The organism is Chlorobium sp. (genome assembly GCF_021740465.1).
In the GTDB taxonomy this organism is placed as follows: domain Bacteria; phylum Bacteroidota; class Chlorobiia; order Chlorobiales; family Chlorobiaceae; genus Chlorobium.
In genome coordinates this window covers 16,650-41,866 of sequence record NZ_JAIOZR010000018.1, presented here as the reverse complement: position 1 = coordinate 41,866, position 25,217 = coordinate 16,650, and the positions used below count along the sequence as shown (strand labels likewise).

Annotated in this window: 22 protein-coding genes and 1 riboswitch; of the genes, 8 read left to right on the top strand and 14 right to left on the bottom strand. The window is 54.4% G+C overall.

What is annotated here, in order from left to right:
* From K9G39_RS08750 to K9G39_RS08715, 8 genes are all read right to left on the bottom strand, one after another.
* Positions 1-218, bottom strand: a 218-nt coding sequence (locus K9G39_RS08750; protein WP_292004543.1) for a hypothetical protein, incomplete at its 3' end; no start/stop codon positions are given.
* Positions 219-265: 47 nt separating this feature from the next.
* Positions 266-2,491 (bottom strand): NADP-dependent isocitrate dehydrogenase, encoded by a 2,226-nt coding sequence (locus tag K9G39_RS08745; protein ID WP_292004542.1) that lies wholly within the window; start codon positions 2,489-2,491, stop codon positions 266-268.
* A gap of 373 nt (positions 2,492-2,864) precedes the next feature.
* Positions 2,865-3,752 carry an enoyl-ACP reductase gene (locus tag K9G39_RS08740; RefSeq protein WP_292004541.1) on the bottom strand — a complete coding sequence of 296 codons (888 nt, stop codon included), beginning with the start codon at positions 3,750-3,752 and terminating at the stop codon, positions 2,865-2,867.
* 143 nt (positions 3,753-3,895) lie between these two features.
* A complete protein-coding gene (locus K9G39_RS08735; RefSeq protein WP_292004540.1) occupies positions 3,896-5,197 on the bottom strand; it encodes an ArsA family ATPase in 1,302 nt (433 codons plus the stop codon).
* Positions 5,198-5,269: 72 nt separating this feature from the next.
* On the bottom strand, positions 5,270-5,854 hold the full coding sequence (aat, locus tag K9G39_RS08730) for a leucyl/phenylalanyl-tRNA--protein transferase (protein ID WP_292004539.1): 585 nt from the start codon (positions 5,852-5,854) through the stop codon (positions 5,270-5,272).
* 25 nt (positions 5,855-5,879) lie between these two features.
* A complete protein-coding gene (locus K9G39_RS08725) occupies positions 5,880-6,458 on the bottom strand; it encodes a nitroreductase family protein (protein ID WP_292004545.1) in 579 nt (192 codons plus the stop codon).
* A gap of 11 nt (positions 6,459-6,469) precedes the next feature.
* Positions 6,470-7,519 (bottom strand): glycosyltransferase family protein, encoded by a 1,050-nt coding sequence (locus K9G39_RS08720; protein ID WP_292004538.1) that lies wholly within the window; start codon positions 7,517-7,519, stop codon positions 6,470-6,472.
* Between the two features lie 105 nt (positions 7,520-7,624).
* Complete coding sequence (locus K9G39_RS08715; protein ID WP_292004537.1) at positions 7,625-9,838, bottom strand: UvrD-helicase domain-containing protein; 2,214 nt, start codon at positions 9,836-9,838, stop codon at positions 7,625-7,627.
* A 339-nt stretch (positions 9,839-10,177) separates the two neighbouring features.
* Here K9G39_RS08715 and K9G39_RS08710 point away from each other — a divergent pair, with 339 nt between their 5' ends.
* The 4 genes from K9G39_RS08710 (at position 10,178) to K9G39_RS08695 (ending at position 13,797) form a co-directional block, all read left to right on the top strand.
* Positions 10,178-11,467 carry a glycosyltransferase N-terminal domain-containing protein gene (locus tag K9G39_RS08710; RefSeq protein WP_292004536.1) on the top strand — a complete coding sequence of 430 codons (1,290 nt, stop codon included), beginning with the start codon at positions 10,178-10,180 and terminating at the stop codon, positions 11,465-11,467.
* A 138-nt stretch (positions 11,468-11,605) separates the two neighbouring features.
* Positions 11,606-11,788 carry a hypothetical protein gene (locus K9G39_RS08705; RefSeq protein ID WP_363319376.1) on the top strand — a complete coding sequence of 61 codons (183 nt, stop codon included), beginning with the start codon at positions 11,606-11,608 and terminating at the stop codon, positions 11,786-11,788.
* Positions 11,789-11,932: 144 nt separating this feature from the next.
* Positions 11,933-13,192, top strand: a complete 1,260-nt coding sequence (locus tag K9G39_RS08700) for a DEAD/DEAH box helicase (RefSeq protein WP_292004534.1) — start codon at positions 11,933-11,935, stop codon at positions 13,190-13,192.
* Between the two features lie 167 nt (positions 13,193-13,359).
* Positions 13,360-13,797, top strand: coding sequence for a hypothetical protein (locus tag K9G39_RS08695; RefSeq protein WP_292004533.1), 438 nt, complete (start codon positions 13,360-13,362; stop codon positions 13,795-13,797).
* A 6-nt stretch (positions 13,798-13,803) separates the two neighbouring features.
* Here the strand turns inward: K9G39_RS08695 and K9G39_RS08690 are convergent, their stop codons facing one another.
* The 3 genes from K9G39_RS08690 to K9G39_RS08685 all read right to left on the bottom strand — a co-directional run bounded on the left by K9G39_RS08690 (position 13,804) and on the right by K9G39_RS08685 (position 15,468).
* Entirely contained in the window at positions 13,804-14,262 is a 459-nt protein-coding gene (locus K9G39_RS08690; RefSeq protein WP_292004532.1) for a 4Fe-4S binding protein, read from the bottom strand.
* Positions 14,154-14,672, bottom strand: coding sequence for a flavodoxin family protein (locus K9G39_RS11195; protein ID WP_363319375.1), 519 nt, complete (start codon positions 14,670-14,672; stop codon positions 14,154-14,156). The genes K9G39_RS08690 and K9G39_RS11195 overlap by 109 nt, the downstream gene beginning before the upstream one ends.
* A 67-nt stretch (positions 14,673-14,739) precedes the next feature.
* Positions 14,740-15,468, bottom strand: coding sequence for a tetratricopeptide repeat protein (locus K9G39_RS08685; RefSeq protein WP_292004531.1), 729 nt, complete (start codon positions 15,466-15,468; stop codon positions 14,740-14,742).
* A 528-nt stretch (positions 15,469-15,996) separates the two neighbouring features.
* On the opposite strand from K9G39_RS08685, the gene K9G39_RS08680 reads away from it, so the two are divergent.
* Positions 15,997-16,302 carry a hypothetical protein gene (locus tag K9G39_RS08680; protein WP_363319374.1) on the top strand — a complete coding sequence of 102 codons (306 nt, stop codon included), beginning with the start codon at positions 15,997-15,999 and terminating at the stop codon, positions 16,300-16,302.
* Between the two features lie 19 nt (positions 16,303-16,321).
* Here the strand turns inward: K9G39_RS08680 and K9G39_RS08675 are convergent, their stop codons facing one another.
* Complete coding sequence (locus tag K9G39_RS08675) at positions 16,322-17,299, bottom strand: transposase (RefSeq protein ID WP_292004530.1); 978 nt, start codon at positions 17,297-17,299, stop codon at positions 16,322-16,324.
* Between the two features lie 334 nt (positions 17,300-17,633).
* On the opposite strand from K9G39_RS08675, the gene K9G39_RS08670 reads away from it, so the two are divergent.
* Genes K9G39_RS08670 through K9G39_RS08660 form a run of 3 tightly spaced genes read left to right on the top strand, consistent with a single transcriptional unit; the run spans position 17,634 to position 19,821 of the window.
* Positions 17,634-18,098, top strand: a complete 465-nt coding sequence (locus K9G39_RS08670) for a DUF4293 domain-containing protein (RefSeq protein ID WP_292004529.1) — start codon at positions 17,634-17,636, stop codon at positions 18,096-18,098.
* Positions 18,099-18,100: 2 nt separating this feature from the next.
* The gene (gene pdxA / locus K9G39_RS08665) at positions 18,101-19,114 is read left to right on the top strand and encodes a 4-hydroxythreonine-4-phosphate dehydrogenase PdxA (protein WP_292004528.1); all 1,014 of its coding nucleotides are present in this window, start codon (positions 18,101-18,103) and stop codon (positions 19,112-19,114) included.
* Entirely contained in the window at positions 19,111-19,821 is a 711-nt protein-coding gene (locus tag K9G39_RS08660; RefSeq protein WP_292004527.1) for an ATP-binding cassette domain-containing protein, read from the top strand. The genes pdxA and K9G39_RS08660 overlap by 4 nt, the downstream gene beginning before the upstream one ends.
* Before the next feature lie 93 nt (positions 19,822-19,914).
* Here the strand turns inward: K9G39_RS08660 and K9G39_RS08655 are convergent, their stop codons facing one another.
* Both K9G39_RS08655 and K9G39_RS08650 read right to left on the bottom strand, forming a co-directional pair.
* Positions 19,915-23,376, bottom strand: coding sequence for a vitamin B12-dependent ribonucleotide reductase (locus K9G39_RS08655; RefSeq protein ID WP_292004526.1), 3,462 nt, complete (start codon positions 23,374-23,376; stop codon positions 19,915-19,917).
* Positions 23,377-23,625: 249 nt separating this feature from the next.
* Positions 23,626-23,900, bottom strand: a riboswitch (cobalamin riboswitch).
* Positions 23,901-24,129: 229 nt separating this feature from the next.
* Positions 24,130-25,206, bottom strand: coding sequence for a pentapeptide repeat-containing protein (locus K9G39_RS08650; RefSeq protein WP_292004525.1), 1,077 nt, complete (start codon positions 25,204-25,206; stop codon positions 24,130-24,132).
* Positions 25,207-25,217 lie beyond the last annotated feature (11 nt).

Below are 25,217 nucleotides of genomic sequence, written 5' to 3'. Positions count from 1 at the left end.
CCGGGGCGGAAGACCCGGAAGAAGGGGAGTGACCCGCCCGATCGGCCCGATCGGTCGGATACTACAAAAAAAACAGCGAAGCCCGGAGTGAACCGGGCTTCTCTGTTTTTTTCGGTATACATGTAATCGGCAATAAAATCGTCGTGAGATGATCGAGGGCAAGGCGGACGAAGCGCAGAAACCGGAGTGTACACGCAGTACATGAGGATTTCGAGCATCGCCCAACGAAGCCATCGATCATCGCAACAGATTTTACCCGATTACCTTACAGTGCGTCGATGATCGCGTTGAACGTCGCGCTCGGACGCATGGCATTGCGGGTCAGCTCGTCGTTCGGATGGTAGTAGCCACCCATATCGACGGGGCTGCCCTGGGCTGCGATGAGCTCTTCGTTGATCTTCGCCTCGCTCTCGGCAAGCTGCATTGCAACTCCGGCAAAACGGGCCTGAAGCTCCGCATCGACGCTCTGTGCGGCAACGGCTTCGGCCCAGTAGAGTGCCAGATAGAAGTGGCTTCCGCGGTTATCGATCTGACCGACCTTGCGGGCAGGCGATTTACGGTTGTCGAGGAATTTGCCGATAGCCTGGTCGAGCGTGTCGGCAAGCACCTGGGCCTTGCTGTTGCTGAACGCTTTTGCCAGATGTTCCAGTGAGGCGGCAAGTGCCGAGAACTCGCCGAGCGAGTCCCAGCGAAGGTAACCCTCTTTCTGGAACTGCTGCACGTGTTTCGGAGCGGAACCGCCTGCTCCGGTTTCGAACAGTCCTCCACCGTTCATGAGCGGTACGATCGAGAGCATTTTCGCGCTGGTGCCGAGCTCGATGATCGGGAAAAGATCGGTCAGATAGTCGCGGAGCACGTTGCCGGTCACGGAAATGGTGTCATTGCCTGCCCTGAACCGTTCGAGAGTGAACTTCATGGCTTCTACCGGATGAAGGACACATATATCGAGGCCGGCGGTGTCGTGATCTTTCAGGTACTCGTTCACCTTGGCAATGATCTCACGGTCGTGTGCGCGGTTGCTGTCGAGCCAGAATACTGCGGGAGCGCCGGTTGCCCTGGCACGGTTGACGGCAAGCTTCACCCAGTCGCTAACCGGGGCGTCCTTGACCTGGCACATTCTGAAAATGTCGCCCTCTTCGACATTCTGATCCATAAGAACGGTTCCCGATGCGTCAACAACGCGAATCGAGCCGTTGCCGGGAGCCATGAAGGTCTTGTCGTGCGATCCGTACTCCTCGGCTTTCTGTGCCATCAGGCCGACGTTCGGCACGCTGCCGATGGTTGCCGGATCGAATGCGCCGTTTTTCCGGCAGTCCTCCACCATAGCCTGGTACATGGTGGCGTAGCAGCGGTCGGGAATCATGGCTTTGGTATCGTGCAGCTGCCCGTCGGGGCCCCACATCTTGCCGGAGTCGCGAATGACGACAGGCATCGAGGCGTCCACGATAATGTCGTTGGGCACATGCAGGTTGGTGATGCCCTTGTCTGAATCGACCATGGCGAGCGCCGGACGGGTCGGGTAGACCGCCTGGATATCGGCCTCGATTTCAGCACGCTGCGCATCCGGAAGATTCCGGATTTTGGCGTAAAGATCGCCGAGTCCGTTGTTGACGTTAACGCCGAGATCCCTGATGACGGCCGCATGCTTTTCGAAAACATCCTTGAAGAACACCGTAACCGCATGACCGAACATGACCGGATCGGAAACCTTCATCATGGTCGCCTTCAGATGAAGCGACAGGAGAATGCCGGACTGGCGGGCATCGGCAATCTGGTCGGCGAAAAACTGACGCAGTGAACGAACGTTCATCACGGCGGTATCGATTACTTCACCTGCAAGCAGGGCGGTTTTTTCCTTGAGCACCCTGACGTTGCCGGCGCCGTCCGCAAACTCGATACGAACGCTGGTCGGGGCTCCGACGGTCACGGATTTCTCGCTGCCGTAGAAATCGCCTGCCTGCATGTGTGCAACATGCGATTTCGAGTCGCTGCTCCATGCGCCCATCCTGTGAGGGTTCTTTTTGGCGTACTGTTTCACCGAAAGCGGTGCGCGGCGGTCGGAGTTGCCTTCACGCAGCACCGGGTTTACGGCGCTGCCGAGCACTTTTGCATAGCGGGTCTGAATCTCCTTCTCGCTATCGTTTGCCGGCGCTTCCGGATAGTCGGGCACATCGTAACCCTGATCCTGCAGCTCCCTGATGGCAGCTTTGAGCTGGGGAATCGAGGCGCTGATATTGGGCAGCTTGATGATATTGGCTTCCGGCTTCAGAGCCAGTTCACCGAGCTCGGCAAGCTGGTCGGAAATTTTCTGGTCGTCGGTGAGATTGTCGGGAAAAGTCGCAATGATGCGGCCTGCAAGTGAAATATCCCTTGTTTCCACCTCGACGCCTGTTCCCCTGGTGAAAGCCTGGATAACCGGCAGAAGCGAATAGGTCGCCAGAGCGGGAGCCTCATCGATTTTCGTGTAAATGATTTTTGCGGTTGTTGCCATTGTCAGCTATTGTTTTATAGTTTTTTTGTGTTGTATGAAAAGACGGTTAAACGAAAAAAAAGAAAACCTGCCGACATCAACTACCGGCATAAAGAAGCCCATCCGCATGAACAGGTCAAACGGAATACGCTTTACTTTCTCTTGGTATAAAGGTACTGAACACACTACTTCAGCAACGGCTACCGTGACAGGCACGGAAGCGTGTCATAAACGCCCGGAAGCCCGGACCCATGACCGGAAGGCAGGAAACCCCGAGAGGCACCTGCAGCAACAGTCTGCAAGCCTTTGCGGACAAAGGCAGGGAAACATAAGCCCGTCTCTCCGGAGGGGGCTTAAACGTATCTCATGAAAAAAGGGAACAATGCAGCAGAACCTACCCCTGTGCTGACGGTTTGAAATCTTCAAGACCGACTTTAGAGGCGAGTTCGCTGTCGTTGAGAACCTCATGGGCAAGCTTGATCATGGGAATGGTCGCACCCATGCAACTGTAGCCGCCATCGTGGAAGAGATTCTGCATGGTAACTTTCCTTGAAAGGTCACTGAGCAGGGTCATGGCATATTCAGCGCACTCCTCTGCGGAAGCATTTCCAAGCGGCGACATAAGATCGCTGTATTCATACATTTTCTCGAAACCGGGAATACCGCTGCCGGCTTTGGTGTATGTGGGGCTCTGGGAAATCGTATTGATACGGATACCGCGCTTTGCAAGCCTCGGCCCGAAACTGCGTACGATGGACTCAAGCAGCGATTTCGCATCGCCCATATCCGAATAGGTCCAGTAGTTTCGCTGGGATGCAATGTAGGAGAGCGCAAGAATGCTTGCGCCGTCGTTGATCGCCTCATTTTTAAGCGCATAGGCTACGAGCCTGTGCAGCGAAAGCCCTGAAACATCGAGGGTTCTCATGAACCACTCGTAGTTGAGATCCTCATAGGGAAGCTGCTTGCGGATGTTCTGCGACATGCCGATGGAATGCACGATAAAGTCAACAGCACCGAACCTCTCTTTCAACTCCCTGAAGCAGGCATCGACATCCTCGTTTTTCGAAGCGTCGCACACGATAACCGGAGCGTTTCCGCAAAGTGAAGCAAGTTCATCGATATTGCCGAAACGCAGGGCGGTTGCAACATTCGAAATGGCGATTTCAGCTCCTTCACGATGTGCGTGAAGTGCAATCTGCCAGCCGATACTGCTTTCATCAAGCGGACCGAAGACAATTCCTTTTTTCCCTTTCAGTAAACCATAGTGCGTTTTATCGGACATGATGCAAGCTGATTCTTTAACAAAAATTTGGGGCAAATTTCCCGTTAGTTCGACAATTTAAACCAAGAAGATACAAGATTCCCGTGAAAAGCTAAACAGTTTCCCGGTAATTTTTACCAGAGAGCACCCTCTCCGGAATGTGCCTATATCTTCAGTCTTCTCATGGAACGAAGCTTGTCGAGTACGTTTTTATTTACACTGAGCTCTATTTCCTCCTTTTCGACAGGCACTTCCCGGAAAACCACCCTGAGAAGGCTGTCTTCGCGGATATACTTCTCGAGTTCGAGACTGTAGAGAGCCCTCGGCAGCGTAATGATCCGCTGTGCCCGGTCAACGGTGACCACGATGTCGGTACCCATCCGTTCGACCTTGACATCTTCGGCATCCTTGAGGAACGGTATCCTGATGCAGAGAATTTCGCGGTGGTCCTCCGTCACGGCATTCTTGAGGCTTTCGATCCAGAAATTCTTGCCCGAATAGAAAATCTTGTCCGGAATCTGCTCTCCGAACACCAGTTTGCTGATTTCATAGAGCGCATCCGGCCCTATCGGTTCGGTTCGCTGCAGGTTGCAGCGGAACACCGGAGTCGGATAGAACGAGTTGTCGATCTCCATCAGATACTTGCTGTGCAGATCGCTCCAGAATTCGAAATACTCGCCGACGGTCCTCGATGTCGGCAAAATCTTGTTGATGACGATACCGTCGATATTGATGCCGTAGAGATGGACGAAGGTATATGCCCGCTTGGTTTCAAGAATGGAGAGCTTTTCAGGATTGAGCACCAGACGGAAGGTGACCTCCGGACTGAGAATGAACTTGTTGATATCCTCCATCTGCTTGAGCAGCACATTCACCTCGTTGAAGAAATCCTCATCGGGGATGGAGTTGCCGCTCAGGGGACGGGCCAGGGAGGACATACTCTTGTAAAGCTTGAAGAACTGCTTGCCCATGTTGCCGCCGATGATGATTTCCGGATAGGCGAGAAGCCTCAGGGTATTGCCCGTAGGCGAGGTATCGAGCACCACCACGTCCCATCTCCCCGACTGGGCCTCGTCGACCAGACGGCTGAGCGCGAAAATCTCGTCAAGCCCGGGCTGCGTGGTCAGCTCGGAAGCCATGCCGCTGTCTATGCCCTTGTTCTGGTAGGAATTGGAAACGAATTTCTGGAACCCCGACATGTTCTTTTTCAGCTCGTAGACCGTATCGACCTCGAGACCGTAGAGGTTGTTTTCGATTTTCTGGGGATCGTTCCGGCTGATCCGGGTATTGAAAACGTCGGAAAGCGAGTGGGCGGGATCGGAAGACATGATCAGCACTTTCTTGTTCTGCCGGGCCAGCGAAACGGCAGTGGACGATGAAATCGTGGTTTTACCCGTTCCTCCCTTTCCTGAATAGATAATCACCCTCGGCTGAGACTGGTTTTCCGTTAAGTCTCTGGACAGCATAGACAGCACTCCCTTGATAAAGCTCACAGTTCTTTAAAAACACGATATTTATGAAGGTACCATTTTTCCCTTTCATAGAAAACGAATCTTTTTAAGGAGCGCCCCGGAGAGCATCTGCATATAGGCTTCGTGAGGAACATCGACTGCTCCGAGCTTCTGCAGGTGCGGGTTCATGATCTGCGCATCGAGCAGGAGATACCCTTTTTGCTGCAGATGCCTTACCAGCCGGTCGAAAGCGACCTGGGAGGCATAGGAACGGCGGTAAAACATCGACTCCCCGAAAAAGGCTCCCCCAATGGCAATTCCGTAAAGCCCTCCGGCAAGCTCGCCATCATGCCAGCTCTCGACGCTGTGCGCGATACCGAGCCGGTGCAGCTTCAGATAGGTGTCCGATATCTCTCTGGAAATCCAGGTTTCGCTATCATTTTTCCGGGGAGCGGCACAGGCCCGAATAACCCCCTCGAAATCGGTGTTGAACCGAACACGGTACTCGTTGCGGCGGAGAATGCGCAGCACATCCCGCGAGGGACGGTAGTCGTCGAGCGGTACGACCGCCCTGAAGTGCGGCTGGCACCAGTAGAGCTTTTCATCTGAAGGGTCAGACATGGGAAAATAACCCTCACGATAGGCCCTGAGCAATTCTCCTATATCGATCATGGCTGTTTTGACTGGGTGGAACCGGTTACCGGAACTGCAGGAGAACCTCCCCGACGGTTCGCTTCGGAACATGGTGAATGCCATGACTGTCCCTGTAGTAACGAACATCACCCTCTTCCTGCATCTGCTCGATCACGACGGGCTCGACAGGCCTGCCCAGAGCAAGTACGAATTCAATTACATAACGGGCCGGAATATTCAGTACCGTACGAAGTCGGTCGCGCTCGACCGAAGCCACCAGACACCCCCCGAGACCCAGGGCGGTCGCTCCGAGCAGGATGGTCTGTGCGGCGATGCCGCAGTCACATGCCGCACCGGAACTGATTTCGAGGTCACGAAGCATGACCAGGTAGGCTGCGGGCCGTTCATGTTCGGGAGGACCGTCCCAGTCGTCGAGGTAACCGGCCCACGAGAGGCACCCGAACACCGCATCGCACTCCTCGCGCTTCGAAACGGCGATATATTTCAGCGGCTGAAGGTTTCTTGAAGAGGGCACGTAACAGGCAAGTTCAACCAGAGAGACAAGCTCGGCGTCCTCCATCCGGAAGGATGCGTCAAAGCGCCGGTAGCTCCGGCTGCGGGTAACGATATCCCTGAAATTCATGATTCCCTCCCTTATAGGGTTGCTTGGGTTGCTTTGCCAGCCTTCCATGCTGCTTCCGTATAGCGGGAAAGCCCGTCCCAGTCGCCGCTTCCGATCCATTCGGCAATATAATCAACCGTACGGGAGTAGTTCAGCGGCTCGCGCCCGGGCAACTGCAGCCACTCCGAAAGCACCGCACCGTCAAGAGAATGCATCGCCATGCCGTACTGCAGCTCGACCATGGCAAGTGCATTCGACTCCTGCTCTATCTGCCCGTCGAGAGGCCTGAGCAAAAGCTTTTTGCCGAGATGCAAGGCCTCGCCGGGAAGCTCGAAACCCGCATTGCAGACAACGCCGTTACACTCCATCAGATCGCAGAGAAACCCCTCACGCGAGTAACTCCTGTAGTGCAGATAGCCTTCGTCGAAATCGCTCTTCACCTTTCCGTAAATGTAGAACTCGTAGCGATTGAACGGACGGACGAGTTCGGTGACATCGTCAACCTCCTCGAAAGGCAGGTAGACAAGAATCTTGGTCGGCTGTACCTCAACCGTTCGCCGGGCGTACAGGCTGGCCGGAATGACCGGCGGAAAGATCGGCTGGTTGAAATGGCTCCAGTGCAGTCCGGCATTGTAACGGGCCGGAGCGAAGTTCAGAAGGGTATAGCGCTCGAACAGGTTCCCTTTCACAAAAGGGATATTGAACCGGAAGGCGTACTGGTGGCCGAAACCGACAGATGGAATATTGCGGATTTTGGCAACCATCGAGGTAATCGGCTCGAAATCGGTGATGATCAGGTCCACTCCGGAGGTATCGAGCGTGAGCACATCGTTCATGAGCCTTGCGAAATCGAGCTGGAACATGGTCTCCATGTAGTTCATCCTGCCCCTGTAGGTCACCAGCGTAAGCCCCTTCATCACCCGGTAGGGCTCAAAAACATCGATCTCTTTCAGTTCCTCTTTTTTTCTTCCGCTGATGATCACCTCGACCTCATGGCCCACCTCCCTGAGTTTTGCAACCAGCTCCCTGCTACGGCTGATATGGCCGTTTCCCGTACCCTGTACCCCGAAAAGGATTTTCATGCTGCTCAACGGTTTATACTCTTCACTCTTTTTTTTCAGGGCCGACTCTCTTTTACCTGTCACCCCGACAAAGAAGAGAGAGGCCCTTCATTGAATTCTATCGGCCTAACCGACAATTTTCAGATTGGCATACTGCACCATCAGCGTCTTGTCGCCTGCCGAACGAAACCTGATTTTCACCTTTGCCGCCGATCCCGAACCGTGCAGCTCCAGAACCATGCCGGGGCCGAACAGGGCATGGTGCACCAGAGTGCCTGCCCGAAGCCCTTTCGCAGCCGGCTTGCTTTCCTGCCCGGTGGCCTGCGGAGAAAGCTCCCTGCGCTGAAAGCCTCTTGATGGAGCGATGCCCGAAGAAGAGGACCTCTCACCGGTACCGCGCATGGAAAGCAGCTCACCGCTTTCGGTACGGACGATGGAGGCATCTATTTCACCGACAAACATCGAACGCAGGCACTGCTGCGGCTGACCGTACTGGTAACGCGAGCGTGCCCACGAAAGAAATATCTTTTCCTTCGCCCGCGTCATGGCGACGTAAAAGAGCCGTCGCTCCTCCTCGAGTTCATCATGCTCGTAAGTGTTGAGCGGAAAAAGCCGTTCCTCCATGCCGGTAATGAACACAACCGGAAACTCGAGCCCCTTGGAGGCGTGCACGGTCATCAGCGACACATAATTATCGGACTCCCTGGTTTCGTCGTAATCGGAAGCAAGGGATATATTTTCGAGAAAATCGCCGAGCGAACTGGAATCGGGGTTGTGATCGGAAAAATCCCTGGCCATCGAGAGCAGTTCCTGGAGGTTATCATAGCGCGCAAGCGATTCGGCGGTATTCTCGGCCTGAAGCTGCGCGGGAATACCCGTAAGATTGAACAGTTCGCTGAGCACATCGTACACGCTGCCGTACTCCGCCAGCTGCTTGAGCTGCTCGACCACGCTGCTGAAGCTCTCCAGGGCATTCAGCAGGCGCTGCTGGAATCCTCCTCCGGAGGCACTGCGGATGGCATCGTAAAGCGAAACGTCCTGCAGGACGGCATACTCCTTCAGTTTGGCGATACTGACCTCACCGATCTTTCTGGGCGGAAAATTTATGATCCTCAGGAGCGATTCATTGTCGCGTTCATTGACAATGAATCGAAGGTATGCCACAGCATCCTTGATCTCCTTGCGCTTGTAGAACGAGACGCTGCCGAATATCCTGTAGGGAATCCTGTTCTGACGCATCACGTCCTCAAGCACCCTCGACTGTGCATTGGTCCGGTAAAAGACGGCAAACGCCGAAAACTCATGACCATCCTTCTTGCGCATCGAACGGACCTGCTCCACAACCTTTTCTGCCTCCTGCCGCTCGTTGTAAGCCTCGAGCAGGGTAACCGGCTCTCCGGCGCTGCGATGCGATACCAGCTCCTTCTTGATCTGTCGGCGGTTGTTGCGAATGACGCTGTTGGCCGCCTGGAGAATCGTTCCGGTACTCCGGTAGTTCTCGACCAGCTTGAACGTCATCGACTCCTGATAGTCGTCCTGAAAATTCAGGATATTGGAGATATCGGCGCCGCGCCAGGAGTAAATAGACTGAGCGTCATCACCGACAACGAAAATATTGCGATGCCTGGCTCCGAGCATTTTCGCGGCCAGGTACTGCGCCCGGTTGGTATCCTGGTATTCGTCGATCAGGATGTATCGGAAAGTCTCCTGCAGCTCGGCGAGAACGGACTCGTGCTCCCTGAACAGCTCGAGCGGCTTGATGAGCAGATCGTCGAAATCGAGCGCATTGTTCTCGCGCAGTTTCCGGGTATAGAGTTCGTAGACCTTTGCAGCCTTCTGCTGGTTGTAGTCACCAGGCCTGCTCTGGAACTCCGAAGGAAGGATAAAGCTGTTCTTGGCCTTGCTGATAATAGACTGCACGGCATTGACCGGCAGCGAATCGTGCGAGATGCCCAGATCGTTCATCGACTGACGGATCAGACTTTTACTGTCGTCGGAATCGAAAATCGAGAAATTCCTGTCGTAGCCGAGAAGATGAATATGGCTGCGCAGCAGGCGTGCAAAAACCGAATGGAACGTACCGATCCAGAGGCCCGGGGAGCCAGATCCCTGCAGGAGGGTGTCGATGCGATGGCGCATCTCTCCTGCGGCCTTGTTGGTGAAGGTCAGTGCGAGAATATTATACGGGGAGACCCCGTTATTGCGGATAAGATGGGCGATCCGGTAGGTGATCACCCTCGTCTTTCCGGAACCGGCACCGGCAAGCACCATAACCGGCCCTTCGGTTGCAGTGACTGCGCTGCGCTGTACATCGTTGAGATCGCGAAGAAAATCCGTCAAAACGTTACTGATCCGTTAACAGGTTAAACACTTCCGGGGCACTGAACGTGACGCCGAATGGGCTGAAGTTCCTGTTGAATTTCGTATAAGTTTGTTCGAATTACAAACAGGCTCCCTGAAAAAACGTCGCCCCGGGATGGCGGGCACGGCGGTACTACTCTTTTTTCTTACCTTTATGGGCGCTCGCCTCCCGGGTTCCTGCACAGAGGAGACGTCTGCAGGCCGGAATGACCGGCCCCCGGAAAGGCACGGTTATTTCCGTACTGAAAGAAAAAAGCGGCCCGACGGAGCAACGGATTTACAGGAGTTCCTTCTGGACAGTAATAACGGACAACGGATATGAACAGCTTGGCACTTACAACCTACACCATCATCAGCCCGCTGCTTTTCGGAGCTGCCGGATTGATCAGCCCCCTCTTCAGGCGGCTGCATACCTTTACGTCTCTGCGTAAAAACCTGTTCGAAGAACTTGAAGCGACCGTGCGATCCGCCGCAAAACCCTCTTTCCGGCTTTGGGTGCACGCAGCTTCGGTCGGCGAATTCGAACAGGCCCGTCCGGTCATAGCGGCCCTGCAGGAGAAACACCCGAAGATCACGGTATATGTCTCCTTTCTTTCGGACTCCGGCTACAATGCCCGAAAAAACTTTGCCGGAGCCACCGCGGTCTTCTACCTTCCTGTCGATACGCCTGCAAACGCAAAACGGCTCGTATCGCTGCTCGAACCCGACATACTCCTGCTCATGCGCTACGACTTCTGGCCCAACCACCTGCTTGCGGCAAAAAAATCCGGTGCTCGCCTCATACTCGCTGCGGCAGTGCTTCAGGAAAACTCCCAGTACTTCAACCCGCTGCTGAAGGGCTTTTACCGCAGCATTTTCAACCTTTTCAACCACATCTATACCGTTTCGGCAAAGGACTCCCGGGCATTCCGCGACCTGTTCGGCTGCCTGCAGGCCGAAACCGCCGGCGACCCCCGATTCGACCAGGTCTTTCTGCGCAGCCGGAATCCCGGAAAGGTCGCACACCTGAAACCGTTCTATGAAAACCGTACCGTCCTTATCGCCGGCAGCATCTGGCCGATAGACGAAGCCCTGCTCCTGGGCGCATGGCAGCGTCTCGAAAACAGCCCGGATCTTGTTCTGGTGCCGCATCAGGTTAACACTGAAAACATCGAACGGCTCTGCCGCACGCTCGAAGAACGGAATATCCCCTTCGCAAGGGTATCGTCATTGGATCCCGCATTCGATCCGGAACAGCAGGTGCTCGTCATCGACGAAACCGGCTATCTGGCCGAACTTTACTCGATCGGATCGATCGCCTATGTAGGCGGAGGGTTCGGGGTGAACGTGCACAACACCCTCGAACCGGCGGTCTACGGTATTCCGGTACTCTTCGGCCCTCGCCACCACAACTCTCCGGAAGCTGAAGATCTTGCCGAAAAAGGAGGCGCGACCGTCGTCGAGGATGAAACGTCGCTCCTGGCGGCCCTGAACCTCTTCATGAAGGATTGTGCCGTACGGGCAGGTTCGGGAGAGGCAGCCGGCGCATTCGTAAAGGAACGAACCGGCGCAACTGCCATTATCTCCCGATGCATCGAAAACTATCTCGCCGTGGCGGAATCCGCATGAACTTAATACCCCATTCCGGAGGTTTATAGTTAACGGGGTTGAAAACGCCCTCTTTTCCCCTGTTGTCGGCAGCTGAATTATGCTATCTTGTGGCCGTCCGGCAGCATGATCCACATCACCCGAATCCCTGAACGACCTATGGCAATGACCGTCGAAATCAAAAACAACAAACTTTATATCGAAATAGACCTTGAGAAACCGGTACGCTCTTCATCCGGCAAAACCCTTGTCGTTGCAAGTTCCCGCGGTAACGTTGAAACCACTGCGAAAGTTGACGGCAAGCCTGTGACCATCGGACTCAATGCCTATATCAAGCCCTGAACGCTCATCCCCTGTTCATCCGCCACAAGCTTTTTTTGCCGTGTTTTCCCGTCCTGCCGAACCGGGCCGTGCGAGTCTGCCGGAGCCAAATGAAGGCTCCCCTGCGTCGTCATAACCGATTTTTATTAAACAAATACAGATACCATGCCATTTCGATCACTCTCCATCATTGAACCCGTTGTAAAAGCATTGCACGAAGAGGGATATACCTCGCCGACGCCGATTCAGGCCGAAGCCATACCGATTATTCTCGAAGGTAACGACCTTCTCGGCTGCGCGCAGACCGGAACAGGAAAAACAGCAGCCTTCGCCATTCCTATCCTGCAGCTGCTTGGCGCCGCAGAAAAACGCAACGACAAAAAACGAAAGATTCGCAGCCTCATCGTCACACCTACCAGGGAGCTGGCCATTCAGATCGGAGACAGCTTCAGCGCATACGGCCGGCACACTGGACTCAATAACACGGTAATATTCGGAGGGGTGAACCAGAACCCCCAGATATCGGCCCTTCGTAACGGTGTCGATATCGTCATCGCGACGCCGGGCCGGCTGCTCGATCTGGTGAACCAGGGATTTCTGCACCTGCGCGATGTGGAGATCCTGGTGCTGGACGAAGCCGACCGCATGCTCGATATGGGCTTTATCCACGACATCAGAAAAATACTCGCCATGCTGCCCAAAAAACGGCAGTCACTCTTTTTCTCGGCAACCATGCCGCCGGAAATCGTCAAGCTTGCGGCAACCATTCTGAGCAATCCCTCGAAAGTATCCGTTACGCCGGTCTCCTCAACCGTAGAGATCATCAACCAGCAGATATGCTTCGTCGACAAGGGCAATAAAAACAGCCTCCTGGTGCACCTGCTGAAAAACCAGGATATCAGGACGGCTCTGGTGTTCACCCGAACCAAGCACGGGGCCGACAAGGTGGTGAAATACCTTCAGAAGCACAACATAACAGCTGCGGCAATCCATGGAAACAAGGCGCAGAACGCCCGTCAGCGTGCCCTTGCAAACTTCAAGGAACAGACCATGCGGGTTCTGGTGGCTACCGATATTGCCGCACGCGGCATCGACGTGGACGAACTGGAATATGTGATCAATTTCGACATGTCGAACATTGCCGAAACATACGTGCATCGTATAGGACGCACCGGAAGAGCCGGAGCGAAAGGCACTGCGATCTCCTTCTGCGATGCGGAGGAGAAAGAGTATCTCCGCGATGTGGAAAAACTGATCGCAAAAAAAATCCCGGTCAACGACACCCACCCCTTTCCACTTATGGACCACAATCCGGTGAAAACCCCCAAACAGCAGGGCCGCTCGAACAGTGGGCACCCCGGCCCGAAACCTCCGGCATCGGGAAAACCAAAATGGGGCTATTCGAGATCCGGAAAAAACAAGTAGGCCCGAGCGCGGCTTTTCCGGTCGGGCTCCGCACCAATCCAAGAAAAACCGGAATCGCGGATTGCCGGTACCCAAGGAATAGTATAAATTACATACCTTGTCCGCCCGCAATCCGGGCAGCCTGATTGCGGGCGTCTTTCCCACCCCCAAAACAGGGAGATCAAACCGTGAAACCATCGAGGGCCATTCCTGCGCTTCTGGGCGCCTGCATGTTTTTTTCTGCCGCCACCGCTTCGGCAGACCAGTCAGTACCCGATCTTACGGGAAAATGGGAAACCGTGACCTACGGCCACCATCACGAAAAAAGAGGCTTTGCCTCGACTTCCGAGGCGAACGGAAAATGGGAGATTAAAAAACAGGAAGGCCGCATTTTCTACGGAGAACGCACCTATACGAAAAAACTCCATGACGGGGCGAAAGTAAAGGAAGGCTTTTCAGGCGTTATCTCCAGAGACGGCAAGCATCTTTACATGGTTGACCATGACGAGGATATTCTGGTAGGCGATATTCTGGGCGGAAACGCCATTGAACTCATCATGATCAATGACGGCGACAGCGACCATCACTCCAGAATCGGCCTGTTGGAAATCAGGAAAACAAAATAAGGCGGTTCACGATCCCTCCCGCCGGGTCTCGCCCCGGCGGTGGCTTACCCTGACATATTCGACAGACGGATCGCCAAGAGAGTACGCGATATTGTAGCCGAGAATCGTCCGGAACACCCTCCAGTTAATAGGCGTCGAAATCGCTTCACCGGGACACTGCATCTGGCAGTAAAGACAAAGCAGGCAGTCATTCCTCCAGACCGGCCGACCGTCATCATCCGCTGAAATATTGCCGGTCGGGCACCCGCTCATGCACCTGCCGCACGCCTCGCAGCGTGACCTGTCGACATGGAAAAGCCGGATATAGACGGTTCGAACGAGTCCGCGACTCGCCAGACTTCTCTCGATACGGAAAATCAGCTCCAGGGGAGGATCGAAAGGGGGAGGCGTGTAGGCCTCCGCACCCGAAAGCACCGCCGCCGTTTTGCCTCCGAACCGCTCTGCGGCCGCCAGCTCCTCGGGCACCGGATTATCAGGCGAAACAGATAACCTTCCTGCAGATAACCCTGGTAGTAATCGGCCCCTCGACAGTGGAAATAACCAACCTCACGGCCGCCTTTGCCGGAGAGAGCCTTACGCAGAAGATTGCCTGCCTCTCCCGGATAGGAGCCGTAAAGCATGAAGGAAAAAAAAGGCAATCCATCCAGAGGCCTCAAAACGTGCAGGTAATCCGAGATATTGAAGGGAAGCCTGAAATAGTGTGCTGGCGAACCGATCCCCAGCAGGTCGTACCCTTCGGGCCTGGAGGGACTTTCATGTGCCATGTTGCACAGATCGACCAGGTACCCTGCCGAACGCAATCCGGCGGCAATGGCCCCGGCTGTTTTTTCCGTTGTCCCTCTGAGGGACAGATATATCAGAAGACATCTCTTCATGAATGCATCGTGTATTTGGTCGAGTTCATAGATTTTTCCTTAAAATACACGACAGAACCCGCCCCCTTCACGACTCCCCTTCCGCAGCCTGTTCTCCGAGCCGCTCTATAGCGCTCTTCTCGCCAAGCTTTGCGGCTTTTCTGAAATCATCAAGAGCGCCCTCCTTGTCCCCCGCCTGCTCTTTTGCAAGTCCCCGGTCCCAGTAGGTCTCCCCGGCTTTTCTGTCGAGCCTGATCGCCCAGCTGTAGTCCTCGATGGCTCCCGCATAGTCCTGCAGATCATGTTTCGCATAACCCCGGTGCTTGTAGGGCAGGGCGAATTTCGGTTCAAGCGCAATCGCCGCCGTAAAATCCTCTATGGCTTCCCGGTAGTTCCCGTTGATATACCTCAGCAGCCCCCTGTTATCGAAAGCGAATGCATAATCGGCATGCAAATCGTCGGCAGCGACCGCATGAAGATCAGGCTCATCTTCCCCGTCGAGCTCCTTTTCCCCCTCCGTAAAAACCTTCGAAAGCTGCGGCACAAGCTCGATCACATTTATGAAATCGGCTATAGCTCCCGGGCGGTCACCGGTTTTCATTTTTGCATTCCCCCTTTTATCGAAAGCCTTTGCTGCCTTCGGATCGAGTTCGACGACTTTCGTGAACTCCTCAATGGCGCCCCGGTAATCGCCCGAATCGAACTTCGAGCTGCCGGACGCGAAATAACCGGCAGCATCCTCTCCGGCATACACCGGAGCAGCGGCAAAAAGCGATGCCGTCAACACGACAGAAAAAAACCTTGAAAAAGTGTTCATCGGATCATGTGATGGATGAGGTTGTCGAAAATACGATACTCGCTATGTTAGCAATAAAACGCTTTCACAAAAAAAAGCAAGCAGATCAGGCTCTTCTGCCCCCTGCAGCGAAACCTCCCGCTTATAGCGAAATAACTTGCAAAATAGAGGGGGCTTTCTTTAGTTAAAAAGAATCGATGCTGTAAAATTCCTGCAGTATCGTGCACCTGAAGCAGGATTCCGGATTGTTGTTTCTCAGCTACTCAACCCTGCATGAGACTCAAAATCCCAAAACAAGCCACAAAAGCCGGTACAAGAGCATTCCTCCCTTTTCAGGCATTATCATTGCTTCAGCAACACCCCCTCGCTGTCGCACGAAGAAAACCCGATAACTCCGAATCGGCAATTCTGTTTCCCATGGTTTATGAACAGTCCTTTGCTGCAGACAGACCACTAAATTGAAGTACCTGAAATGTTTTTTTTCGTATCGGACACCTTTTGTCCCATGCCTCCACCTATGTTGTATCATTAACCTGAAGCATTTGCGTCATGAGACAATCAAGACCACCGCTGGTTCGCATGCAGCATATCGACCGGGAACTCCGCAATAACGGTTACCCGAACTGCACCAGAGTTGCCTGTCACTTTGAAGTGAGCAGCAAGAGCATCCAGCGCGACATCGAGTATATGCGCGATGTGCTCAATGCGCCTATTGATTACGACAAAAAGAAAAAAGGCTATTTCTATAAACAGCACTGGGCTTTTCTTACATCCACATTTCTTGACCGGCATGAAGCCGAAGCGCTGAAAGCCACAAAGAAAGTGCTCTCCCAGTATCAGTGCGCGAAAAATTAGGGGACGACATTTACTTCTATCACTTTCCACCCCGGACACGCCGCAGAATACCGGCCACTCCCGATGTAGATATCCCAAGCAATCTCGCCGTTGCAGCCTGAGTTAACCCAAGTTCATCTACCATCAGGGCCGCAAGTTCTTCTCTCAGTTTCGATACTGCTGCTTGACGGCTCCCTTTCTGCAAGAGATCTTTTGACACACCCTGCTGCTCGCATTTTTTTTCCATCTCATCCTCAGCTTTCCGCTCCATCTCATAAACACACAACAGCTCTTTCCTAGATTCTTCAGCTTCGTCCAGCATGGTTTTGACAAAATCTCCGTCGCCGAGTATCCGGGCATCCCCAAGCTGTAGCTCCCCTCGCTTTCTCAATGCTTTTACCTCCGACCATCCCCCTGCTGAACGAACCAGTCCGCCGCCAACCAGTTCCGGCTGCCTGCCGAGCACACTCTGTTCCGCTATAAATTCCCGGTAGGATTGTCGGGCCGACCCCTCTTTTTCTCCGAAATAACTCAGAACATAATCCCTGTCCTGCCAGTCATTACTCGCTCTGTTCATGAGCACGGCATGACCGGTCCATGGATAGTCGTCCAGTTCATCAAGAGAGCGTACCAGCCCTGCACGAAATGGATTGAGATGGATATAGCTGACAAGTTTCTGAAAATACCCGTCTTCCTGACAGACAATAGATTTATACCGGTTCTGAAACAGATAGCCGTGTCTCTTGTGCCGGAGATTATAGCTGATCGCATATCCGGTAAGAAGCTTCCGCATAAATCCGCTTATTCCAGCATGACCGCTTCTGAGAAGCAGATGCGAATGGTTGGTCATCAATGCCCATGCATAAACCGTTGTGCCGGTAGATCTGGATAACAAACCGGTGCGTGAGACGAACTGCTCCCGATCATGGTCATCCGTCACAATCGGCCCTCCTTCGATTCCCCTTACCATCACGTGATGGAGAGTTCCGGGAGCGTCAAGTCTCGCGACTCTTGGCATGTGCGGTGTTGTTTGGATTATCCTGACTGTTGCCCTTTGCTCACAAAATTACAAATAAACCTGTCAACTTTCCGGGTTACAAACAATTTTTACGTCGATCTTACAGATAAAGAGCTACGCTACAAACCGTAAAAACCTGAAGTAAATATCGTCCCCTAATCTGGAATTCGTCGATCTTACAGATAAAGAGCTACGCTACAAACTGTAAAAACCTGAAGTAAATATCGTCCCCTAATCTGGAATTGAAGCAATAAGGGGATTCGTGCTGGAACTCTTTTCCGGTGATTATGTATATTGATGTACTTGTTATCATGCACCTTAAACCACCAAACCCATGTTAGCCAGAATCCAGTCGCTTTACCTCCTCATCGCCGCTCTGCTTGCCGCCTTGAGCGTGTTTGTTCCGTTCTGGAGCTTCAGCTCGAACGAACTGGTGCTTTTTTACGATTTCGGAGCCAGGCCGGAGGCGGGCATCCTGCAGGTGACGGCAAGCTATGCCGCAGGCATCTTTTCTCCGCTTACCGCCATCGTGTCGGTCGCGGCGATCTTTCTCTACAAAAAGAGGTCCCTGCAGAGCAATCTCATCGTGCTTGCGGTTCTGCTCTTCATGGCCGACCTGCTCTCGGGACTCACCGCGGCGCACTTTCTGAACCAGTATTTTCAGGGTACGGGCCTGGAAATCACACACAAACCGGAAAGCGGCATGTTCATGATGCTGCCCGAACCAGTACTCTTCTGGATGGCTCTGAAGGGGGTCAAGAAGGATGAGAAAATCGTCAATGCCTACAAACGCCTCTGAACATGCGCGTTGTCTTCTCCATCGGCGATCTGCACGGCATCGGCCCAGAAGTCATTCTGAAAAGCTTTCAGATGCTCCGCGAAACCGGTCACACCTTTCTGGTGGCCGGTTCCTACAAGGCGATGGAATATTACCGGAAAACGCTTGATCTGCCGATAGAGCTCGAACTGGTGAACGATACGGCTGCAGTGAACCGTCTTTGCGCCTCGCATTGCGGCGTACTTCCTGTATTGAGCGTGGCTGAACCGGAGACGATCGATCCCGGAACCGTTTCGGCTAACTCCGGCAGGATCGCCATGCTCTCGGTGGCCGCCGCTGCCGAACTCTGCCGCCGGGGGGTGTGCGACGCGCTTGTCACGGCACCGATCCACAAGGAAGCGGTTGCTCTTGCGGGTTATAAAGAGACCGGCCACACGGGATTTCTCGGAAAACTTTTCGGTGTAAGCTCCCCCACCATGATGTTTTTCGATCCGGTGACCGAACTCCGTGTAGCTCTTGCCACGATTCACGTACCGCTGGCAAAGGTTCCGGGGCTCATCCGGGAGATGGACATTGCCGGCTTTCTTGAAAACCTTGCACACTCCCTGAAAACGGATTTCAGCATCGTCCGGCCCCGCATGGCCGTACTCGGGCTCAACCCGCACGCTTCGGACGGTGGAGTTATGGGAAGTGAAGAGAAAGAGATCATCGGCCCTGCAATCGCGAGCCTGGCCGGACACCTGCAGGTCGAAGGGCCCTTTCCTGCTGACGGATTTTTCGGAGCGGGTCGTTACCGCAACTTCGACATGGTGGTAGCCATGTACCACGATCAGGGCCTGCTGCCTTTCAAGGTGCTGGCATTCGATACCGGCGTCAACGTCACCCTCGGCCTGCCGATTGTACGTACATCGCCCGACCATGGCACAAGTTTCGATATTGCCGGATCAGGTAAAGCCTCCGGACGGAGCTGTTATGAAGCAGCAATGCTTGCCCTCAGAATAGTCAGGAACCGAAAACAAACGGAACGATCATTATGATTTCATTCATCCAGGTTGACCTTGAACTGAACAAAAAAACCATATTCCGTGAACTGAACCTGACCGTTCAGCCCGGTGAGCTTGTCTATATCGTCGGAAAAAGCGGCAGCGGAAAAACTACGCTGCTCAAGTCGCTCTACATGGACATCCGCCCGAAAAAAGGGGAAATCCAGATTGCCGGCTACAGTTCCCGAACCATCAGGAAGCATAAGATCCCGCACCTGCGGCGGAAACTCGGCATTGTCTTCCAGGATTTCCGCCTGCTCGAGGATCGCAGTGTGTACGACAATCTGGCCTTTGTACTGAAAGTTACGGGTACGAAAGAGAAGCTGGTTAAGGAGAAGGTGATGCACGCTCTCCAGAGCGTAGGTCTCGAACATTCCGCCCGGCAGATGCCGCACTGCCTTTCGGGGGGAGAACAACAGCGGGTGGCCATTGCAAGGGCGATTGTACGGGAACCTCTTGTGGTGCTTGCCGATGAACCCACCGGCAACCTCGACCCCGATACCTCGATCGAGATTCTCGAATACCTGAAGCGAATCAATCAGAAAGGCATTACCGTGCTGGTCGGAACGCACGACTATGAACTGGTGCGCCACTCTCCGTCAAGAACCCTGCAGATCAGCGACATGAACCTGGTGGAATCATGCCTGGTGGAGTCGGAAACCGGGTACCGTCCCGTACCGGCGGCTGCCTGCCAGTCCTGACGCGAGAGAGGGTGTCCCCAGCCATCGGGGACACCCTCTCTCGCCTTTTTCCTTCAGCTTCTCCCAGACCCGTCCGGAAAACCCTTCCCCGGCTTACGAGCAGCCGGTCGTGGTGCCGCAATCCTCGCACACCTTGCAGGTTCCGTTCTGTTTCACCCGCATCGAACCGCAGTTTTCACACTGCTCTCCGGTAAAACCCTGAACCTTAGCCTGCAGCATCTGGGTGCTCAGGCTGGAGGCGTACTCCGACATCAGGTGATGCTGCTCCGGAACCGCTTCGGCAACCGGCGGCTGTTGATGGGCCGAACCGTTGCTTTTTGCCTTCTCCTCACCTTCTCCTCCCGACGGCGGAACCTCATCGACGGCCTTGACATGCACAAAGTCCTTGCGTCCAAGATAGTCGTAGCCGATCGAGCGGAACACGTAATCGAGAATCGAGGTGGAGTTCTTGATGGCATTGTGCCCCTGCACCGCACCGGCGGGTTCGAACCGGGTAAAGGTAAAGCTGTCCACAAGCTCCTCGAGCGGCATGCCGTACTGCAGGGCCTTGGAGGCGAGCACGGCGAAACAGTTCAGAAGGCCCTTGAACGAGGCACCCTCCTTGTACATGTCGATAAACACCTCCCCGAGCGAGCCGTCTTCGTACTCGCCGGTACGAAGGAACACCTTGTGGCCGCCGACATAGGCTTCACGAATATATCCCTTGCGCCGCTTGGGCAGCATCCGGCGCTCCGAGCGGTGGTAAACCCGTTCGACAATCCGCTCCTGAACCTCCCTTGGCCCTTTTGTTTCGTCGAGCGCCTCCTCGTTGCCGAGCATGATGATTTCGTCGAGATCCTTGTAGCTCGAAATGTTGAGCGGCTGCGAAAGCTTCGAACCGTCGCGGTAGATGGTGATAGCCTTGACCATATGCTGCCAGGCTGAACGGTAGACATCACCGATTTCAGACGTTGTGGCGGTTCCCGGCATATTGACGGTTTTCGAAATAGCACCCGAAATGAAAGGCTGCACGGCGGACATCATATGGACATGGGCCATGTGGGCGATATAGCGCTCGCCTTTTCTGCCGCAGCGGCTTGCGCAGTCGAAAACCGGCAGATGTTCGAGCTTCAGATGGGGCGCTCCTTCAATGGTCATGGTGCCGCAGATGTAGTCGTTGGCGGCTTCGCCGTCCTGTTCGGTGGCCCCGAGCGCCTGCAGCATGTCGAAATCGGGGCTGTTGAGCTGTTCGTCGCTGAAGCCCAGCGACAGGCAGAACTCCTCGCCGAGTATCCACTTGTTGAAGGCGAAACGGATGTCGAAAACGGTTTCGAGCTGCGACTCGACCTGTTCGATCTTCTCGTCGGTAAATCCCCTGCTCTTCAGCCACTGCCGGTTTACGGTGGGGCATCCGGCAAGCGTGCCGTGACCCTTGCAGTATTTTTCGATATCGTCGATCTGGGTGTCGGTGTAGCCGAGCCGCTCAAGGGCCTTGTGAACCGACTGATTGACGATTTTGAAGTAGCCGCCGCCGGCCAGCTTCTTGAACTTGACGATGGCGAACTCGGGCTCGACACCGGTGGTATCGCAGTCCATCACCAGTCCTATCGTGCCGGTAGGGGCGATAACACTGACCTGTGCGTTGCGGAAACCATATTTCTTCCCTTTCTGCAAGGCTTCGTCCCAGATTTTTCCGGCTGCTTCGAAAAGGTCTGTCGGGCAGTATTCGCTGTCGATGCCGCGAGGCTTGACGCTGAGCCCCTCGTACTCCTCTTCGGAAAGGTTGCGAGCTGCACGGCGGTGGTTGCGGATCACGCGCAGCATCTCTTTCGCATTGGCTGCATAGCCGGTAAACGCGCCAAGATCCTTTGCCATTTCCGCCGAGGTCACATAAGCCTGACCGGTCATGAGCGCAGAAATCGCACCTGCCAGGGCCAGGGCTTTGGGCGAATCGTAAGGGATGCCAAGCACCATCAGCACGGTTCCAAGATTGGCAAAGCCGAGACCGAGCGTTCGGTACTCATAGCTAAGGCGGGCAATCTCCTTTGAGGGAAAATGTGCCATCAGCACCGATATCTCGAGTACAACGGTCCAGAGTGCCGAAGCGTGCAGCAGCTCACTGACCCTGATCTTTCCGCTCGATTCATCGACAAAGTGAATCAGGTTGAGGCTGGCCAGGTTACAGGCGGTATCGTCGAGGAACATGTACTCGGAGCAGGGATTGCTTGCATTGATCCTTCCGCTTGCCGGACAGGTATGCCACTCGTTGATGGTGGTGTCGAACTGGAGACCCGGATCTGCGCACTTCCATGAGCTCATGAGAATTTTTTCCCAGAGGTCGCGGGCTTTCACTGCCCTTGCGGTTTTTCCGGTCGTCCTCTCGCGCAGCACCCACATGTCGTCGTTCTCTACGGCTTTCATGAAGGCGTTGGTCACTCTGACAGTGTTGTTCGAGTTCTGGCCCCCTACGGTCTGGTAGGCTTCGGATTCGTAATGCGTATCGTATTCATCGAAGTCAAGGGTGGTGTAGCCCTGATCGACCAGGGCAAGCACCCTCAGGATATAGTTCATGGGCACGGCTCTGGCAAGAGCGTTCCTGATAAGGAGCTGCAGTTTCATATTTTCGGAACGGTCGGAGCCGTTGGCAATGGCTTCATCGACAATGGCCTTCAGAAAGCGGGAACAGATCCTCGAACCGGCCACCAGTGAAGCGACCTTGTCCTCCTCACGCGCCTTCCATTCGATGAAGCGCTCCACGTCGGGATGGTCGATATCGACTATCACCATCTTCGCAGCGCGCCGGGTGGTTCCGCCGGACTTGATGGCTCCAGCCGCAGAATCGAATATCTTCAGAAAACTCATCAGCCCAGAGGAACTGCCGCCACCGCTGAGTTTTTCACCGGACGAACGCAGATTCGAGTAATTGGTGCCCGATCCGCTGCCGAACTTGAAAACCCTCGCTTCGCGCACGGCAAGGTCGAAAATCCCCCCTTCGTTGACCAGGTCGTCATTGACCGACTGGATGAAACATGCATGAGCCTGGGGACGGGAATAGGCGTCTTCGGACTCCATGGTCCGGCCGGTTGCAGGATCGACATAGTAGTGCCCCTGGGCGGGCCCGTCTATGCCATAGGCGAAATTCAGCCCGGTGTTGAACCACTGCGGAGAGTTCGGGGCCCCCATCTGACGGAGCAGCATGAAAGCAACCTCATCGTAGAATGCCTGCGCATCATCGGCGGAATCGAAATAACGGTTCTTTTCGCCCCACTCTTTCCAGCACCCGGCAAGGCGATGCACAACCTCCTTGATGGATCGTTCACTGCCGGTTACAGGCTGACCCGTTTCGTCAAGCACCGCGTTTCCATCGGCATCACGTCGGGGAACTCCTGTCTTGCGGAAATATTTCTGGGCGAGAATATCGGCAGCCACCTGCGACCAGTGCTTCGGCACCTCGATATCGTTCAATTCAAACACCTTCGAGCCATCCGGATTGCGCAGCACGGATGAACGGAGTGTGTACTCGAAACGGTCGTAGACGTTCTCTCCGGGAGAGGTAAACAAACGGGATATTCTCACAATAGTTCTCCGATATCAGGGTTTCCGATTGAAAATGTTAACTTATTGTTTAAAAACAACTTAAATATAAATAATCAGCACAGGAGCCCTTATGACTCCACTGTTTTCACCCTAAATGCAAATATAACATTTAGTAAAAAAATACGGCTTCCGATGCATCGGCAATGATCACGATTTTCTGTCAGGGGGCAGAGGTTTTGTTTTTCATTCGGTCATGTAATTCTTGCAGCCAGACTTTTTCCCGAAGTCTCAAGGCGGCGTTTTTCCGGCAGGTCTCCTGACTTTGAGAGGCTGTCTGCAGCAGCAGACAAAAACTAATGTCCGGCCTTCCCTCGTTTTCCCGGGCGGAAAATCATGAAACGAAGTGACCGGGACATGCCGGGCCGAAGCAAACGGGCGGAGCCGCCGGCAGCTTCTTTTCGGCAAACCATCTCTTACAGTTGCGGGAACAGTGTACGATTCTCACGTACTTCCCTATTATCCGGATGCGTCGAGCAACCGGCACCAGAAAGAAAAAAAAGAACTGTTGAGAGTGTAAGGTTTTTCATGCAAAAGGCAAAGGAAAAACAGAAACCCGGAAACACAGGCCGTAATTTCAACAAAAAAAAACCATCACTTTTCATCCGGTTATTTCTGCCGAAAACGCATGGAAAACCCTTCCGATTCCGGCTGACGGCTCTTCATATCGCCCGGAACGTCAGGGCTTCTCTGCTGCAGAAAAAAAGCCTCATCGTTTCATCGAGTCCCGCTTTCTCACCGCTCTTTTTCCCTTCGCAGAATGGTGGCGAGTGCAGCGATTTCCTCCGCCTGGGTTTCAACAGCATGGGCAAGCCGTTCCATGTCGGAGCGCCGGTCTCTTTCGGTTTCGGCATCGAAAAGAATTGGCTTCTGAAATCCCCCGGAAAGCCTGAAAATCCGAAGGCAAAGCCTGAAAAGCATCACATAGAAAACCGGCAGCAGCCATTCGCCGAGCACAACGGGAAGCTCCTGATAATGGCTGACGACCCCTGCCCAGTCGCCGTAAAAAAGCGCATCCCACTTAACGAAAAAGTAGAGATAGACAAGCGGATGAAAGCTGAGAAAAAACCGCAGGATTTTCGACTGGCGGCGAACCTCGGGATTCTGCTCGTATTTTGAAAGCACCCAGGGAAAGTGCCCGACGGTCATGACAGAACGGCGGTCATTGAGATAGCGCGCCCCCTGCAGTGCCGAGTCGATAAAGGTTGCCACAAGGCTCAACAGACCGGTCGAGAGCAGGGCGGCAAGAAAGGCATAGCTGAGGTCGTCGAACTTGAAGGAGCCGGCCAGATAGGGCAGGGAGATCGATTTCGGCCTGATGACGATGAACAGGAGACCGATGCCGGCCAGAACCATGGAAAAGGTGTGGAGTTTTCTGGCCTGCCGAAGACTCTCGATCACCGCCTCCGCATTGGAGCCCTGCATGGAGTTTCCCGGAGGATCGAGACGCATGAGCGCCGCGGAGTCGGTCGGGGCGGAATAAAAGCCGTTAACGCCGATATCGCAGCCCCGCAGGGTTTCGTACCGGGTATTGATGTCGATCGTGCTTTTGCTGAGCCGGGCCCCGCCGAGATCGGCACCTTCGAGATCGGCACCCCTGAGATCGGCACCCCTGAGATCGGCTCCGCCGAGATCCGAATGGCAGAGAATCGCTCCGGAAAGATTCGCTCCGCTCAGGTCGGCCTCCCGGAGGTCGAATCCCCGAAGGTCGGCGCCCTGGAGTTCCGGATGCGCGATGCCATTTTCGTGGCGCCACAGGTTCCATGACGCGACTCCCCGAGAGAGCACCGAAAGATGTTCCTGACTTGCCATAGGCCTGAATG